Below are 18643 nucleotides of genomic sequence, written 5' to 3' on the forward strand. Positions count from 1 at the left end.
GTTCTCTGAAGACTGTATTACTCATTAAATGGTCAGTTCGGTTGGTTTTTCGAAATAGAATGTAGAAAAATTATATCGAGAACCTCGGTCGGAATGATAACTCTTAAGCTGGTCCTATAATATCAATTATGTCATTCCAGACTTGTTCTGGAATCCACAAGATACAGGTATCATATACTAACGATTAATTTTTCAACTTTATTTCTTGCCTGCGCATCGGCATTTGATCGATTTGATCAAAAATTTGGGCAGCAGAAACGACTTTATTAGATTTTGATTTACTACCACCATCCAATCCGATCAGTATGACTTTAAAGGTTTTATTAGTAGTATTGTATTTTTTATAAAGTGTACTGTTTTTTGTTGGTTGGTTGTTCTCAATTCCTTTTATGTACGATGTAGGTGTTATTTGGTATATGATCAGTTTTCTATCAGCTAGCTCTTCTGTTTTATTTTGAAACTCTTTTACTTGTTCTAATAATTTTGGATGTTGATATGAGTCTGCAGAAATGATGATCAAACGATCTTGCCATCTGTGTTCAGTTAAATCTTGAGTATAGGAGATTAGGGGTATGAATAATAAAGACAATATTACACTTTTCATATGGGTAAGTTACGAAAAACAAAAAAGCTGTGGTGATCATATCACAGCTTTTGTTTTTGTAAATCTATTTCAGGACAATACAATCTCTTTGTTTTGTAAAGTTTGCACGGATTATAAATCCGCGCTTGTAATACGAATTATTAATTTTCACTATTTATTGATAGCTTGTTTGTTCCTAAAATAGATACATCACAAACTATTTTATTATTCATTTGTTCGAATTTAAATGTATAATTGTGCAATTCATTTCTATTAGTCTTAAAGTGTCTGAACTTAAAAATTAGACTGTCTTTATAATAGATACGCCAATCATTTTCCCCATATGCATTAGGTATATCCTTAAAGATACCGTTTTCAAAAATATAATGTTTAGTCAAGAATTCGGGTTCCGTTAAGACTTCCAGTTCAATTTTAAAATCATTTCTATTTAAGTTATCATTTGTTGCGATATTGATTTCATTCTTATTACATGAAAAAAGAATCAAACAAAAAAGTATAATTAATAGCCACTTAGATTTTTTCATTTATCATTAGGTTTAAATCCAGATTCTTTAAATTTACCATTTACAAAAGTATGCATGGGATTCGCTGTAGGATAAGGACCTGAAGTAAACCACATTGCATTAGAACCTTCGCCTTTATTTCCTCCCACCATGTATGTCTCTCCAATTCCAAAACCTAGTTTTGGATTTTGGCTACTTCTAGTGAGTGTTGTCTGTCTTTCAGTTGCTGAAGTTGAAGGATAAGAAGAGGTGGATTGACCACTTACATTTACATCTTCAAAATTCCCAAGTCTAGATAGCTTTTTAGCAAAGGAAAGTCCTTGACTTGCTTCTTGATTCGCAGTATTGCATCCATATAAGTTACAAGAACTCGACTCATTTTGCTTCCAATTAAAATTAATGTTACTCCAGCCTTCTATAGACATTTGATTATAACCAATATTATTCTCAGAAGTGCTTTCCGTACCAATTGGACCGTCTAATCCAGCGTGTGACCAAATACCTACCTCAACAGTTTTACCATATTTTTCACTATAATTTTCAATTACTCCTTCAACCTGATCTTTGATATCACTAATATCCGAGATACCTATCATTAAAACAATGTCTTCATCACTATTAAATCCATCTCTTTCTTCAATATTCTTTTTTCTAGTTTCAGCTGCTGATAAAAAGGCTTGGTCTCCGTGATCATTACCTTGAGTATAAAACAAGATATATACGTCCATTCCATCTGGATCAATGGAGTTAATAGGACTATTTAAGACATAATTATACGAAGAAAAACTAAAATACTTTTCAGCTAAAGGATCAATATTCATCCACTTTCCTAAAGTTGCATCATAATTTCTGGCACCATAATCATGCCAATCAAGCCCTAATTCTTCATTCAATTCTTTTCCATTATACTTATACTTTAATGCAGGATTTGTGCTTGTGATAAGACTATTATATCCCTGATGTTTTAATCCAAAAGGATAATAATTATTTTCTTCTAAGATCTCATTTGCATAGTCATTATCTCCATCTACGTCTACATCATTTCTTAGCACGTCTATTTTTCCGTCATCGTCTTTGTCTGCGTAGGATAGTCGAATATTTCCTAAATGGTCTTTATATTGGTAGATGTAGTCAAAGGATGAGATTGCCACGCCATTGCTTGCAAATACTGGTTCTACATACCCTTCAGCTGTGCTCATAAACTGTAACTGACCATTTTCATAGATATAGTTACCAGCATATTCTGTTGTTAAAGAACTTCCACCAGAAACGATCTTTTTTAATTTCATTCCAGTGGCATCGTAAATATAGCTAATATTTCCCACGTGAGATCTTGCCTGATCATTTATTGCTACAGCAGTTGGTAGGTTTAAGTGATTATAGCTAATCCCAGTAATTCCTTTATTACGATCGATGGTCATGTTTCCGTTTAGATCATAAACATAATCATCGTTGGTGTTGGTGCCATCGATAAAACCAATAGTACTATTACCACTATCGGTAACTTTGGATAGTTTGTTTCCAGAGTCGTATTCATAAGATAGGTTATCCATAATATCATTAGTTCCCATCTCATTGTATCTGATAAGAGAACTTATATTTCCATTTTTGTCATAGTCAATATTTCTTACATCATATGATCTAAGAGAAGCATCTGTAAGATTTTCGTTATATCTAAAATAACTTTCTTTTATCCTGTTTAGTGGATCATATTCATACCCATAAGATCTTTTAATATTATCATTGGCAGTTTTCCAAATGGTTTGGGCAATGTTTCCGTTATAAAGTTTAGGAATATCATAACGTCCTTCTACCGTATTATAGTTAATTGCAAATCCAAACAGATCTCCATTATTGGTGGTTCCTTCATTAATGGTTTTTAACCATCCACGTACATTATAGGTATAATCTACTTTTTGCAATCCACCGCCAACTTCTTTGAATGCTAATTGTCCAAGCTCATCATAGGTATTGGCTACCATATGTTCTTGAGCTTGATTGTTAATCGTTTGTTTTTGATCTAACAATCTGCCCATATGATCATAGGTAAACGTATCTACGGTAACAATAGGAGCGTTGCTTCCTTTGGTATGGGTAGTTTTGGTTTCTAATACCTTCCCAGCAAAATCCAATCGAGATTCTATAATATCTACGGTATTTAGATATTCATTGGTACTATGCACATAAATCGGTCTTCCTTTGGCATCGTAATAGGTTACTGTGGTAATCCAATCATCTGTGCCTAATATACGTACTTTGGTTCCTGTAGGTAATCCTTTAACTTCAGAAGTTACAGTTTGGTCTAATACGGTACCTGGATTCGTAACAGAGTGATCAAAGGTATAATTGTCATAATAGTTTATAGTATGTATTTCTCCTCCACCGGGAAACGTAATATTACTATAATAGAGTCTAGTTCCATTAACGAGAATGGAAGTGTCATCTGTTTTTGCCTCATATTGTGCTGCATCTGTATCGTTGTCTAGATTTTGTTGTAATCCAGCTCTTGTAGTATCCCAAGGAAAAGTCTCTAACCCTGTAAAAACTACTCTTCCAAACGCATCATATTTGGTAAATAACCATTGACGATTTGGTCTTTGTACAGCATCTTGTGTAAGTATGGGTTGATCTAATTTATTGTAAATAATATATTCTCTACCTTTTCCTGGTATTTTCTTCTCTACCAATCTATTTCTGTAATCATAAATGTATTGATAGCACAGTTCTGCAAGTTCTATATCCGATACATTATCTGTAATATCCACTTTTGGAGGAATGACATAGGTTAGATTCCCAAAATCATCATATACATAATAAGTATCATGTTCGACACCATCATTAAAAGTGCGTTTTAGGATCACTCTGCCAAGTTTGTCTTTATACTCTCTGGTCGTATGATCATTAGGATGCGTCTGTCCTGGTTGCCAGTTTTCATCTTTGGTAGTATTTACCAAAAGTTCGTTTGGGTCATAATTTCCTTCCTGTACCAAAACAGGAACTTCGGTGTTTCCTTCATGGAAATTCACCCAAAAATAAGCTACTTCATCTGTTTCATTGGCATGCCAGTCAAACTTAATGGTATGATCAGTATCTGATTCGGGATCTGCTTTCCAATCTTTTCCAGGAGCGCCTTGTTCTAATACACGATTTAGTGGAGAAGGTTCGAAGATGTTTTCGGAATAGGCATTAAAGTTGGTTGTATCATCCTGATCAATTCCTGCAAAATCGCTACCGTATTTGCTTTTGTAATACGCATTGATATCGGTAATAACATTCACTGGGTTATACGCACCAACGGTGCTGCTGGATTTTTCAAAAGGTAAATATTGTTTGTCTTGCCTTCCGTATGCATCATATACAATATGTGTTACAATATCTTTTTTGTCATTTGAAGCTTTGATACCAATCTGCTGCTTAGCTCTTCCGAGTCCATCAAAATAGGTAATGCTTTCGATAACATCGCTATTATTATTTACCTGATCAAAATTTGTCTTTTCACTCTGATATACTCGTGTAAATACATAATTTTCATTGGTGTCTAAGGCAGGTAATAGGTATGGATCTTCTGTGATTACTGCAGAAAATACCGTTCCCGGTTGTATCCAAGTGGTCGGTTTGATAATAATACTTTGTCCAGCTTTTACATTTAGTAAAGCAGGATCACTGGATGAAGTAATGGTTTCATCCTGTATGGTTACCGTATCTGCTACCTGACTATGTACTGAGATCCCTACAAAAAGTAAGGCAACAGTTATGTATGGAAATAATTTTTTCATCTGTTTCTTAGTTTTTGTAGTTATACTTGTTTTCTGATACCAGATTTCCGTCTGCATCTTTAACAGCGATAAGCCTGTTTAAAGCATCGTATTCATAATACATGGTATATCCTCGTAGATCAGTCATACTGGTTACTCCAATCATTGGATCGTAGGTGTAGTAGCTCATTTGTGCATTCTCTAATTGAGGGTCTGTACGGATATATTCAAGAGCTTCGCGCAATGCTGCTTCGGTGCCAGACGTTCCTGTAGGTCGGTTAAAATCTGCATCCGCCGCAGCTATAGCATCATCGATTAAAGATTGTATATTGGCTGCTTGGGCCATAGTAAAATTTGTAATCTTTGCAATAGGTTGTTGCCCTTGATATCCCCAGATATAATAAATATGAGTACCATCTTCTTGTGCGACGGAAATTGGATTTCCATAAGCGTCATACCCAAAATAGGAAAGGCGTTTTTCTAAATCATCATTTCTTTTAGCGATCCAAGTGGTTTCTGGAGCATATAACACATCACCAGAAATGTTATCTCCCCATGATTTGTAATCGGTTCTTTGGGTATAGAGTAAGGTTTCCGTATTGCCTTCCTTTTTGTAAGCTTCTGTTTGGATTGGAGTACCGATACGATTTGCAGATTTTAATGCAGTAATAGTATTCGATGCTTCGGTACTTAAATTTGTAAAATCAGTAAGACTGTTGTAGGGATATTTAAGTACTGTTCTGATCTGATCTCCATGAGAATCTGTTACAGTAGTTTCTGCAATGGCATAATTACTATTATATAGGTTTGTACTCCTATTGGTTACGATTTGCTGTACACCATCTTTATTAAAATAACTAGTGCTTACCGAAGTAAGTGGTTTATAGCGCGTAAGTACCTCTCGATAAGGTTTAATGATATATCGATCGATTTGATAGTGTTCTTGTGAAGGAATAGGATTAAGGTCACAAGCTCCAGGAATTGTACAATCGGCTACAATATTTAATTTTTGTACAATTTTTAAACTCCAAGGATGATCGTTATTGTAATCCTGATAATCTTGGTCCACCAAACCTCTGAATTGTTTATATTGGGTTTCGCTCTGTTGTACTTTGCTAGTTTCGTCTCCTCCTTTGTAGACAACAGATAGTTTTACTCTTCCTTTATCCAGATCTTGATTTTGTGGATAATTAGGATGTTCGAAATCGTAGTTTTGTGCGGGTGCTTCAAACACGGTAAGCTTATATCCATTAGGATACTTACGAATATAATTAGTAGAGCTGCTGGTATTTCCAATTTCGGAATATACAAGTGTTCCATCTTCATTTGTTAAAGGATCGAATATAGGTGGTAAGTCAGAATCATTATCAGAATCTGTTACTTCTTCTAAAATAAAACTATCATATTCTTTGATATGCGTGTAATACACAGGAGCACTTTGATTTACCGTTAAAGAGTTAAATCGGTTTAAGCGATAAGCAATATCGGTATACTCAGTTCTTATAGGTTGATTAGAATCAACAAAAGGAGATGGGGTATATGTAACTACATTAAAAGGTACCTCTTCGAACTTGTTAAGAAGTAATCCAGAAGATCCACCAATTTCTGTGGCATAATCAAAATATTGGGTTTTTGAAATGCTATTGTTATCGGTGTAGTGTTGTATTTTCTCTACTCTTATACCACCAACATCCACATTGATTTCACTTCCTACGATAGTTCCACTTGCAGGTGGTTCATAGAAACGCACTTTGATTTCTCCATAAGCGTCGGAGCTACGATTATAATCGTTAGAGATTCTAAAAGTATAAGTTCCTGGTTTGATAACGATTCTACCACCAGAAGTATGTGAAAATGTATAATATCCCGGATCATCATTGTCAGGTCCAAATTCTTCCCCCAAAGTTGGACACATTTGTGGAATGCTTTCATTTAAGATACTTCGAAAATGAGGTGCATTTACATAATAATCATCACTGATAGGATTTACAGTAACTTCTTCTTCACCAGTTATTGGATTAATATTTGCAGGGCAAGTACTTGTTCGTGAAATGCTCATAGTAAGGTGACTGCTTTGTAGAGTACCTCTTATAGCCGATGATATTGTTGCAACTACTGGCTGATCAAATGTTTTAGTAAATGTCGAAGTTTTAACCTCAGGAGCAGAAGCACTATTATCAGATTGTAACTTTAATAAAATTTGTCTGTTAAAAGATACATTGGCATATGGGTTTGTATTATTAGATGAAGGCTGATTATAGACTTCATTAATTTGATTTTGTTCATAATCTATAATAGAATATCCACCAGTAGGATATATGATTTTTTTCATGGCACCTTTTCGAGTAGCAACAAAATTAGGAGCTTTATTAGCCAGGTAGGAGGATGAAGGTACGTTTAGAGCCGCAGCATTAGCCGCAGCATTATAAAATCGCCAATCGTCCTGTGCCCGAGCACGATCATTGATATTGTCTATAAAGCCTGGCATATCGTTTTGATCATAATATTCGAACCCAAATAGGAGTTGTCCGTCTTTGGTTACCTGAGTTAACATATCTCTTGCGCCATCATAAGAAAATGTATAAGCGTCTATATTACTTTGTTTAGATACCGAGATGCCATCATACAGTTTTCTACCTGCAATTGGGGTAATCGAAAAAGTAAGTAAGGTGGCATCAGAGGAGGTTATGGTTTTTAAGATCTTTCTTTTGATGACAGATTGGTTTACGCCATCCTGGTATGTTCCTGTGCCATAAGTAGGACCTGTCCCTCCAGTTCCATCTTGTAATCCATTAGGAAAATAACGTACCGATCCGCTGGCATAAAAATCATAACTTAGATATTGATCATCGATATAATTAAAAGTTAATGTACGACCATTTGGATATTTAATTTCTGAAAGATTCCAAGTAATCGTATACTCAAAAGCAGTGCTTGGCGAGGCATCAGACGGTTCATTATTTTCAGTGTCGGCAAAGGTATATATGATACCATTATCATCTGTTACTGTAATTTCTTGATCATTGTAGCTAACCTTATGATTGTGTTGTGATAAGTATACAGGATTTCCATATTCATCTTTTTTATAGGAAAATGATACTGGACCTGCTTGCACATGATAAATGTCTACTTCTTTATCCCATTCTCCATTAAGATATTTCCTTAATTCTGATAAAGAGAATTTTGATCCATTCATATATTCTTTGATTCGAGCACCACGATCACGTGGTCCGTAGTATCCTTCTGGGTGTTCATCTGGTAATCCTCTTACTTCGCGTCTTACTGCACCTACACCTGCAAGATTCCAACCTAATCCGGTGATAGAAGGTTTGCCTTCTAATAATAATCCTCCATAACTATAGTTTAGGGCAATGGGCCACGAGTATGATCCCATTTGAAAGGTATATACTGGTACCGAAAAACTCATATTTCCACTTTGTAATGCTCTATCGATATTACCATACGCTCCTAAACTTGCTGCCTCTGGAGAAGTAGGATAAAAATCCGGAACTGGAGCACCTGGATATTCCTGTCCATAAAACGAAGCCGTATATAATAGCAATGCTACCAGTGTTATTCTAATTACTTTTTTCATGAATTGCTTTTTATGTCATTAGGATTTATTTTCTTTCTAACAATAATGCTTCAATCTTAGCAAGTCTTGCTTCGAGCTCACTATTTTTCGCTTTTACTTTTTGTAATTCTTTAATCTCTTTTTCTTGTGCAATCGTATACAAAGTCAATTCTTCGATCTTTTCCAGGAGTTTAGCATTCATTTCACCTAATTGCATACCATTTTCTTCAACTTCAGCAGCGGATGGAATGTTGATCAAATGTCCTTTTTGATCAATATGATTTTCTACTTCTTGTAAAGTTGGTAGTGTATATGCATCTTCAAATACATAGTCTGGCCAGTTATTATATAATGCTACCTTTATTTCTTCTGCGACAACTTTTCCCGCTACTGCTAATTTGTATCCTTGGGTATTGGTGGTGCCTATACCTACATTACCGGTAGATCTTTGAAAAGTCATTACTTGATAAGACCAATTACCTTCTCCATTATCTCTTTGAGTTCGGATACCAAAAGTGTCTCCTCCGTTATGAGCATTGAATAGCCAATCGTTCTTTCCTTTTCCATCAATGATTAAAGCTCCCCAGTCACCATTTCCTACTTTCGCAGTTCCGTTTACGTCTAGTTTTTGGCTTGGAGTTGTTGTTCCAATTCCTACTAGTCCATTATCTCTTACAAGAAATAGGTTGTCATTATTTTTGTCGAAAACACCGAAGCCAGGAATATTAGAAATCCCATTACTATTTCTGTCTAACTTAAAAAGAAAAGCACCATCTGTTTCAAATAATAGATCATCCTTTTCGTTTAAGTTGGTAAAACCATCAGACATTTTAATGTTTCCTGCAAGACCACTGGATGAATCGTCTATTTTTAATCCGTTATCATTTAAAATGTTGACTTGTCCATCAATTAGTAACTGAGATCCCATTATTCTAGTGCCATTAAGATAATCACCACCATAATTGATAAGTAGTTGATTGTTTCCACTTACAAGAGCTCGCTTCCAAATTAGATCCCCAGAAATATATCGACGCATTCTTAAATCTCCATAGTCATTAGCTAGATTAAAAGCGTTGTTTGACATCTGCCCAAAAACACTTATGTTAATAATTAGAACAAACAAAAAGAACAATGATTTTTTCATAATTTAAAATTGATAGTATGATTATGTTATCGTATAACTCTTCTATTTTGGGGTCTCATAGAAATGCGCAAAAGTACTCCTTACTTGTAAATCTGATCTGCAAGGAGTCAGATTGTTATTAACAAAATTCTGTAGTCTTTTTACTAGTACTTTTTTCATTTTATCTATTCGTTTTCCCTTTTTTAGATTGTGTTACATTAGATAGTGTCAAAAGAAGAAGAAGTGTTACTGTTAAAATTGGATTTTTTTTGAAAAAAGTTTGGTAATCACTGTTTGATGTAGGGAATAAGAAGTTAAATAATCTATCTAAATACTATTGGAATATTGTAAAATCATTAGATTTTTTAAGGGCTTACAATGGATGATGTAAGTCCTAGTGGATTATATAAAAAAAGCAACCAGAAAAATATTTCTGATTGCTCTCTTTACAAACAATAAATATATAACTAATACTAGATAATCGTAGATTGTCCTACGTGTATATTCTCGAAATTAATGTTAGAGTCTTCAGGATTTAAAATATAATCATAAATAAAGTCTCCTACTTTTTCCGTAGTTAATGGATTAATACTATTTAAATCGGGTGTGGTAAGGTTTAATTCTAAAGCCTTCTCTACTGCATTTTTGATAGCTTGTGATTCCTCTAAAAGATCAAAATGTTCTAGTAACATAGCGGCAGATAAAATAGCAGCTATTGGATTGGCAATTCCTTTTCCTGTTGCTTGTGGATAGGATCCGTGTATCGGTTCAAACATACAACAAGTATCTCCCACAGAAGCAGACGCTAATAATCCTATAGAACCTCCAATTACACTGGCTTCATCTGAAATGATATCTCCAAACATATTTTCGGTTAAGATTACATCAAACTGACTTGGATTTAGGATCATTTGCATCGCTGCATTGTCTACAAAAAGAAAATCTAAATCTACATCTGAATATTCTTTCGAAATTTCTGTAACTACTTTTCTCCATAGTCTAGAAGATTCTAAAACATTGGCTTTATCTACTAAGGTAAGCTTATTACGTCTCTTCTGAGCTGCTTTAAAAGCTAATCTCGTAATACGTTCTATTTCTTCTTTAGAATATTCGCATAAATCTGAAGCCACAGTCCCTGCTTCATTAAGTTGTTTCTTACCAAAATAAATTCCACCAGTAAGTTCTCGATAAATAGAGATATCTGTACCTTCAATGATATTTCTCTTTAAAGGTGATTTATCTAATAAGGTGTCATAAGCCTTTACGGGTCGGATATTGGCATATAAACCGAGTTCTTTTCGTAAGCGCAATAACCCTTGCTCTGGACGAACAGGAGCACTAGGCTCATTATCGTATTTAGGGTCACCAATAGCTCCAAAAAGTACTGCGTCTGTATCAGCGCAGAGTTGCAGTGTTTCTTCTGGTAATGGATTTCCTGTTTTATCAATTGCGATAGCACCTACCAAAGCATCCTTAAAAGTAAAGGTATGATCAAAACTATGTGCAATAGCTTCTAAAGCTTTCACTGCTTGTGCAGTAACTTCTGGTCCGATTCCGTCTCCGGATAATACAGCAATTTCTAGTTTCATGTATTTATCTTTTAGGTACGTGCTTTTTCAAAAGCTTCTATTTCTGATTGGTTGCTTATTAAAAAGTCAATGTCATCATATCCATTGAGTAAGCACATTTTCTTGTAACTATTAATTTCGAAGTCAGCTTTAGATTTAGAAGAGACAATGGTAATTGTTTGTGCTTCCAAGTCTACTTCTATTTGGGTAGCTGGATCTTTTTCAATCGCAGAAAATAACTCTTGTAGATACTCCGGAGTTACTTGTATCGGTAACAATCCATTATTTAATGAATTTCCTTTAAATATATCTGCAAAAAAACTGGACACCACTACTTTGATCCCATAATCATGAATCGCCCAAGCTGCATGTTCTCTACTAGAACCACATCCAAAGTTAGTGCCGGCTACTAAAATACTACCACTATATTTTGTGTCATTTAGTGCAAAATCAGTATTCTTATTTCCATCTTTATGATAACGCCAGTCTCTAAATAGGTTCTCTCCGAAGCCTTCTCTACTGGTGGCTTTTAAAAAACGCGCTGGAATTATTTGATCCGTATCTACATTTTCGATAGGTAAGGGTATCGCGGTAGATGTTAACTTTATAAACTTATCCATAGCGATTAGTTTAAATGTTTAGTAATGTCTATTATTTTTCCTTCGATCGCAGTGGCAGCAGCTACCAATGGACTAGCAAGAATGGTTCTGGCACCTTGTCCTTGTCTACCTTCAAAATTTCTATTAGAAGTAGATACACAGTATTCTCCTTCTGGAATTTTATCATCATTCATAGCCAAACATGCAGAGCAACCTGGTTGTCTTAGTTTAAAGCCAGCTTCTTCAAAGATTTCATTTAAACCTTCATCTACAATTTGAGTAGCTACTCGCTGAGAACCAGGAACAAACCAAGCTGTAACATTTTCTGCTTTTTTCTTTCCTTTTATATAATTAGCGGCAACTCTAAAATCTTCAATTCTACTATTTGTACAGCTTCCGATAAAAACATAATTTACTTCCTGGTCAATTAGAGATTGTCCTTTTTCAAAATTCATATAGGCTAATGATTTTTCAAAAGAAGCATTTGTATCTACAGGAATGTTTTCAGTTATCTTAATTCCCATGCCTGGATTTGTTCCATAGGTAATCATAGGAGATATATCCGCTGCATCAAAATGATATTCTTTATCAAAAATAGCACCCTCATCAGTTGGTAATGTTTTCCAATACGCTACTTTCTTATCAAAATCAGCTCCTTTTGGAGCAAATTCTCTTCCTTTAATATATTCAAAAGTAGTTTCGTCTGGAGCAATCATTCCTCCACGCGCTCCCATTTCGATACTCATATTACAAACGGTCATTCTACCTTCCATAGACATTTCTTCAAAAACATTTCCTGCATATTCACAGAAATATCCTGTTCCAGAATTGGTACCTAGTTTAGAAATGATATAAAGAATAACATCTTTAGGAAGTACTCCTGGTTGTAGTTTTCCAGTTACATTAACACGTAAACTTTTTGGCTTTTGTAATAACAAACACTGACTCGCAAAAACTTGTGCGACCTGACTTGTTCCAATTCCAAAAGCAATAGAACCAAAAGCACCGTGAGTAGAGGTATGGCTATCTCCACAAACCATGGTCATTCCTGGTTGTGTGATACCTAATTCAGGGGCCATTACATGTACAATACCATTGTTTTTATGCCCTAGTCCATAGAGCGTAATGTTATTTTTAGTACAGTTTTCTGTTAATTGTGCTAATTGATTACGTGATTGAGGATCTTTTACGGGAAGATGTTGGTCTACAGTGGGAGTGTTATGATCTGCTGTAGCTACTACCTGATGAGGTCTAAAAATAGGAATTCCACGTTGTTCCAATTCACCAAATGCTTGTGGACTTGTAACTTCGTGGATTAAATGTTGATCAATATAAAGTATTTGCGGGCCGTTTTCGACTTCTTTGACGACGTGCGCGTCCCAAACCTTATCGAATAATGTCTTTTTCATATGTGTGATATACCTAACGTATTCTGAATCTAATAATTCATTTTTGTTATACAACTGCCGCTTCTACAGAAACAGTTTTCATAATTTCATGAATATCATCATTAACTACTTCTTTCTTTCTATCAGCGTAGTTTAAGAATTCTTTATATACTTCATCTAATTGAAGTTTTGTTAATTCATAACCGATCTTTTTTGCTCTATAAGCTAATGCAGCTCTACCGCTTCTTGCAGTTAGCACGATAGCAGATTCCGTAACACCAACTTCGGCAGGATCAATGATTTCGTAGGTCTCACGATTCTTAATCACTCCATCTTGATGGATACCAGAACTATGTGCAAAGGCATTAGCACCTACAATAGCTTTATTAGGTTGTACCATCATTCCCATACTTTCTGACACCATTAAACTCGTATCATATAATAATTTAGAATTAATGTCTGTATTTAGATGTAAGTAAGGATGTTGTTTCATGATCATCACTACTTCTTCTAAAGCTGTGTTACCAGCACGTTCACCAATTCCGTTAATGGTACATTCTATTTGTCGAGCACCATTGATAGCACCTGCAATAGAATTGGCAGTGGCTAATCCTAAATCGTTATGACAATGACAAGAAATAGTAACCTTATCAATTCCTTTTACATTTTCCTTTAAGTATTTTATTTTAGCTCCGTACTCTTCTGGTAAACAATACCCTGTAGTATCAGGAATGTTTAGTACGGTAGCCCCTGCTTTTATCATTTCTTCGCAGACTCGAGCTAAGAATTCATTATCAGTTCTACCAGCATCTTCGGCATAAAACTCTACATCTTCAACAAAAGACTTTGCATATTTTACCGCGGCAATTCCTCTTTCGATAACTTTATCCTGTGTAGAATTGAATTTATATTTGATATGTGAATCCGAAGTACCAATTCCTGTATGAATTCTTGGTTTTTTAGCATATTTCAGTGCTTCGGCAGCTACTTTTATATCGTTTTCTACCGCTCTGGTTAATCCGCAAACAGTTGCATTTTTTACAATCTTTGCAATTTCGTTTACCGAAGTAAAATCTCCTGGGCTAGAAACAGGGAATCCAGCTTCGATGATATCAACTCCTAAAAGGTCTAGTCGCTCAGCAATCACTAACTTTTGTTGAGTATTTAATTTACAACCTGGGACTTGCTCTCCGTCCCTTAACGTGGTGTCAAAAATTTGGACTTTATTATCGCTCATAGGAATTATGTGAATTATTAGTTTTAAAAATATCTTATAAAATATCTTCTAAGATGTTTTACTTTTCTCTTACGAATTTATATTTTGGGTATTCAAAAGGAAGGGATTCGTCAAAGTATTTTACAATGCTGAAAAGTTTCGATAATAGATTAACTTTCTTTTAATCAGTTAATTACAATATATTTTCTTACAATGACTAATGATCAAAAAGATCCTTTGTTTATTTTGGTAAAGTCGCTTTCAAAGTCCGAAAAACGACAATTTAAAGTGTACGTAGGTCGGTTAGGAGTGAATACAGACTCTAAATTTTTGGCATTATTTAATCACTTAGATAAAAGCGAAAAATTGGATGAAGAGCTAATTGTTTCTAAAGGAATTGTAAAGAAGCAACAACTCTCGAATCTTAAGGCGCATCTTTATAAACAAATTTTAATTAGTCTACGATTAAGTCCTTTACATCAAAACATCAGATCACAAATTAGAGAGCAATTAGATTTTGCGACGATTTTATATCATAAAGGATTGTATAAACAAAGTCTGAAGATTTTAGACAAGGCGAAAACAGTTGCGAAAGAAAATGAAGAGAATAATATTGCCTATGAAATTGTAGAACTCGAAAAAGTAATCGAAACCCAATATATCACCAGAAGTATTAATAGCCGCGCTGATGAATTAACGATTGAAGCAAAAATGCTAAGCATGAAAAATGTGCTTACGAGTAGACTCTCTAATTTATCACTTCAGCTATATGGTTTAATGATCAAAAGTGGCTACGTAAGAAATGATCGAGAGCATAAAGAAATTACACATTATTTTGAAAGTAAATTGCCTAAGTATGATTGGAGTCTTTTAGGGTTTAGGGAAAAATTATGGTTATATAAAGCTCATTTGTGGTACAGTTTTATGGTGCAGGATTTTTTGTCCTGTTATAAGTATTCTAAGAAATGGGTAGATTTATTTTATGAGCACCCTAAAATGATAGCATTAAATCCTGTTTTTTTTCTAAGAGGTAATCACTATTTGTTAGAATCATTATATCTAATTCAGGATAAAACAAAGTTGAAACTTACACTTAGTAAATTAGAAGAGACTATTAAATCTGATAGTTTTCCTACAGATGATAATATAGAAGTATTATCTTTTCAATTTATCTATAACAATCGGTTAAATGTTCATTTTTTAGAAGGAACCTTTGATGAAGGGGAGTACTTGGTAGATGAAATTTTAGAAAATATTATTAAGTACAAAAATCGTCTTGATGATCATCACATTATGGTGCTTTACTATAAAATCGGATGCTTATATTTTGGGATGGCTAATCATCGTAAGTGTATAGAGTATTTAGGTAAAATCATAAATAATAAATCCTTGAAAATGAGGGAGGATCTTATGTGTTTTGCTAGAGTATTGAGTTTAGTAGCACATTATGAAGCTGGAATGGATTATCATTTGGAAAGTCAGTTAAAAGAAACATATAGGTTTCTTATAAAAATGGATGATTTGCATGAAGTACAAAAAGAAATGATTAAGTTTCTTAGAAATCTTGGTGATATCTTCCCTCATCAAATTAAAGAAGAGTTTAGAAAACTACATAAAACTTTGAAGCAATATGAAGATCATCCGTATGAGAAAAGAGCTTTTTTATATTTAGATATCTTATCTTGGTTAGAAAGTAATATCGAAAATCGTCCTGTTTCGGAAATAATTAAGGAAAAGTCTAAAAAATTAGTGCGCTAATACGAACTTATTTATGGAGAATAATTCTCACCACCTTCGAAATATTCTGGAATTAAATTTGGCAATGCTTTTTATTAGTACTTCTGGTGCTCTTGGGAGATATATAGATATGCCAGTGCCTGTGACTATTGCTTTTAGAGCAATTTTAGCCGGAATTGTACTATTTCTTTTTTGTAAATGGAAAAAGATATCATTCGGAATAGCCTCAAAAGATAGGAGTACTATTGTTTTTGGAGGTGTTCTTATGGGATTACATTGGATTACGTATTTCTATGCTTTAAAGATGTCCAATGTAGCTATCGGTATGTTGTCTTTATTTACTTATCCAGTAATTACATCATTTTTGGAGCCAATCATCCTAAAAACAAAATTTCAGAAAATGCATTTAGTATTAGGTGCTTTGGTCTTATTGGGGATTTACTTTTTAGTACCTAATTTTAGTTTAGAAAATTCATATGCAAAAGCAGTGGGTATTGGGGTTGTTTCTGCGTTTTGCTATGCATTAAGAAACTTACTTATGAAAACCAAAGTAAGTAATTATCATGGTTCGATGCTCATGTGGTATCAATTGGTAATTATTAGTATTATGTTATTTCCTACTCTTTTTGTATTTGATAGCTCCGGAATTATAACGCAATGGCCATGGACGTTAGTGCTAGCCATACTTACTACAGCTATTGGTCATACCTTATTTTTATTTAGTTTGAAACGATTTTCAGCAACAACAGCAAGTATTATTAGTAGTGTTCAACCAGTATACGGAATTATAATTGGAATTATTTTTCTAAAAGAAATACCTGTATTTACAACAATTATTGGTGGGGTGCTAATTCTTACTTCTGTAGTTATAGAAAGTGTGAGATCTTATAAATAGTTTTATCGTAGTACTGTATCCCATATAACATCAGATGGAGGAGGAGCTATGATGGTTAATGGTTCCTTTTTTACAGGATGAACAAAAGTTAGTTTTCTAGCATGTAGATGAATGCTTCCATCCTTATTACTTCTGTCTGCACCATATTTTAAGTCTCCTTTTATAACAGATCCAATACTCGATAATTGCGTTCTGATTTGATGATGTCTTCCTGTATGAAGAAGTATCTCCAAAGCGCAATAATGATCTAATTCTTTAAGAATTTTGTACTCTAAAATTGCTTTTTTACTATCAGGCACTTCTTTTTTATGAGCATATGACTTATTCTGTTTTGGATTTCTTTTTAGCCAATGTACTAGAGTGTCATCTTTTTTCGGAGGAGTATTCTTTACTACTGCCCAATAGGTTTTTTGAGCTTCTTTATTAGCAAAAAGCTTATTTAATCTTGGAAGTGCTTTACTGGTTCTTGCGAAGACTACAATGCCAGTAGTGGGTCGATCTAGTCGATGTACCACTCCTAAGTATACAGCTCCAGGTTTGTTATATTTTACTGCAATATATTCTTTAACTACTTCACTAAGTGGTTTGTCTCCTGTTTTATCTCCTTGTACAATATCTCCAGCTCTTTTATTTACGACAATAATATGGTTATCTTCATATAATACTTGAAGATTGTTTTTATTGGAAATAATTTTGGACATCTAATTAGTTGTACAATTTAATATTGTTCATTTTCATTCGGAAAATCCAACGATTTTACATCGGCAACATATTGTTGAAAAGCATTAGTCATTTCACTATATAAATCTAAATAACGTCTTAGAAAACGAGGATTAAACTCATGTGTCATCCCCAACATATCGTGTGTTACCAATACTTGACCATCTACACCATTTCCTGCACCAATTCCTATGATGGGTATCGTAAGGCTTTCTGCGACCTCTTGTGCTAATTTGGCAGGAACTTTTTCTAAAACTATGGCAAAACAACCTGCTTTTTCAAGCATTAAAGCGTCTTCTTTTAATTTTCTCGCTTCTTCTTCTTCTTTAGCTCTAACCGTATAAGTTCCGAATTTATATATAGATTGTGGTGTAAGACCTAAATGTCCCATAACTGGTATCCCTGCATTTAAAATTCTTTTTATAGAATCCTTTACTTCTTTACCTCCTTCAAGTTTTACTGCATGTCCTCCAGATTCTTTCATGATTCTAATAGCAGAACGTAAAGCCTCTTTTGGGTCACTTTGGTAACTACCGAAAGGTAAATCCACAATGATCAATGCTCTTTCGATCGCTCGGATAACAGAAGATGCATGATATATCATTTGGTCCAATGTAATTGGAAGTGTGGTTTCATGACCTGCCATCACATTAGATGCAGAATCTCCGACCAAAATAACATCAACCCCAGCGCCATCGACAATTTTAGCCATGGTATAATCATATGCAGTAAGCATAGATATCTTTTCTTTATTAGCTTTCATCTCTACAAGAGATTTTACCGTAACGCGCTTGTAATCTTTTTTTGCTGTTGACATTTTGTATGTTAATTTAGTGTTGGTAAAAGTAATCAATTAGAAAGATCGTAACAAGAGTATATTATTTTTGATTTAATTTTAAATTATAGCCCTTTCATTTTTAATTTTTTATAAAACCAGAAATCTGTTTTTAGGAATATCAAA

13 protein-coding genes are annotated in these 18643 nt (G+C 34.1%); 2 read left to right on the plus strand and 11 right to left on the minus strand.

What is annotated here, in order from left to right:
* Positions 1–184 precede the first annotated feature (184 nt).
* From ACWNT5_RS23030 to ACWNT5_RS23070, 9 genes are all read right to left on the minus strand, one after another.
* Entirely contained in the window at positions 185–604 is a 420-nt protein-coding gene (locus tag ACWNT5_RS23030) for a DUF4174 domain-containing protein (protein ID WP_456518683.1), read from the minus strand.
* A gap of 140 nt (positions 605–744) precedes the next feature.
* Positions 745–1128, minus strand: a complete 384-nt coding sequence (locus ACWNT5_RS23035) for a hypothetical protein (protein ID WP_456518684.1) — start codon at positions 1126–1128, stop codon at positions 745–747.
* Positions 1125–4883, minus strand: a complete 3759-nt coding sequence (locus tag ACWNT5_RS23040; RefSeq protein WP_456518685.1) for a DUF6443 domain-containing protein — start codon at positions 4881–4883, stop codon at positions 1125–1127. The genes ACWNT5_RS23035 and ACWNT5_RS23040 overlap by 4 nt, the downstream gene beginning before the upstream one ends.
* Before the next feature lie 7 nt (positions 4884–4890).
* Entirely contained in the window at positions 4891–8457 is a 3567-nt protein-coding gene (locus ACWNT5_RS23045; RefSeq protein ID WP_456518686.1) for a hypothetical protein, read from the minus strand.
* Between the two features lie 25 nt (positions 8458–8482).
* Positions 8483–9580: a hypothetical protein gene (locus tag ACWNT5_RS23050; RefSeq protein WP_456518687.1), complete on the minus strand. Its 1098-nt coding sequence runs from the start codon at positions 9578–9580 to the stop codon at positions 8483–8485.
* Between the two features lie 452 nt (positions 9581–10032).
* A complete protein-coding gene (gene leuB / locus ACWNT5_RS23055; protein ID WP_456518688.1) occupies positions 10033–11148 on the minus strand; it encodes a 3-isopropylmalate dehydrogenase in 1116 nt (371 codons plus the stop codon).
* An 11-nt stretch (positions 11149–11159) separates the two neighbouring features.
* Positions 11160–11747 carry a 3-isopropylmalate dehydratase small subunit gene (leuD, locus tag ACWNT5_RS23060; RefSeq protein WP_299610462.1) on the minus strand — a complete coding sequence of 196 codons (588 nt, stop codon included), beginning with the start codon at positions 11745–11747 and terminating at the stop codon, positions 11160–11162.
* Positions 11748–11752: 5 nt separating this feature from the next.
* Positions 11753–13135, minus strand: coding sequence for a 3-isopropylmalate dehydratase large subunit (leuC, locus tag ACWNT5_RS23065; protein WP_456518689.1), 1383 nt, complete (start codon positions 13133–13135; stop codon positions 11753–11755).
* A 46-nt stretch (positions 13136–13181) separates the two neighbouring features.
* The gene (locus ACWNT5_RS23070) at positions 13182–14351 is read right to left on the minus strand and encodes a 2-isopropylmalate synthase (RefSeq protein WP_299610468.1); all 1170 of its coding nucleotides are present in this window, start codon (positions 14349–14351) and stop codon (positions 13182–13184) included.
* 192 nt (positions 14352–14543) lie between these two features.
* On the opposite strand from ACWNT5_RS23070, the gene ACWNT5_RS23075 reads away from it, so the two are divergent.
* Positions 14544–16088: a hypothetical protein gene (locus ACWNT5_RS23075; protein ID WP_299610471.1), complete on the plus strand. Its 1545-nt coding sequence runs from the start codon at positions 14544–14546 to the stop codon at positions 16086–16088.
* A gap of 13 nt (positions 16089–16101) precedes the next feature.
* Positions 16102–16962, plus strand: coding sequence for a DMT family transporter (locus ACWNT5_RS23080; protein ID WP_456518690.1), 861 nt, complete (start codon positions 16102–16104; stop codon positions 16960–16962).
* A gap of 2 nt (positions 16963–16964) precedes the next feature.
* Here ACWNT5_RS23080 and ACWNT5_RS23085 read toward each other — a convergent pair whose 3' ends face one another.
* Together ACWNT5_RS23085 and panB are read right to left on the minus strand one after the other, a co-directional pair.
* On the minus strand, positions 16965–17663 hold the full coding sequence (locus tag ACWNT5_RS23085; RefSeq protein ID WP_456518691.1) for an RluA family pseudouridine synthase: 699 nt from the start codon (positions 17661–17663) through the stop codon (positions 16965–16967).
* A 17-nt stretch (positions 17664–17680) separates the two neighbouring features.
* The gene (gene panB / locus ACWNT5_RS23090) at positions 17681–18499 is read right to left on the minus strand and encodes a 3-methyl-2-oxobutanoate hydroxymethyltransferase (protein WP_299610479.1); all 819 of its coding nucleotides are present in this window, start codon (positions 18497–18499) and stop codon (positions 17681–17683) included.
* Positions 18500–18643 lie beyond the last annotated feature (144 nt).

Source organism: Aquimarina sp. 433, assembly GCF_054054605.1.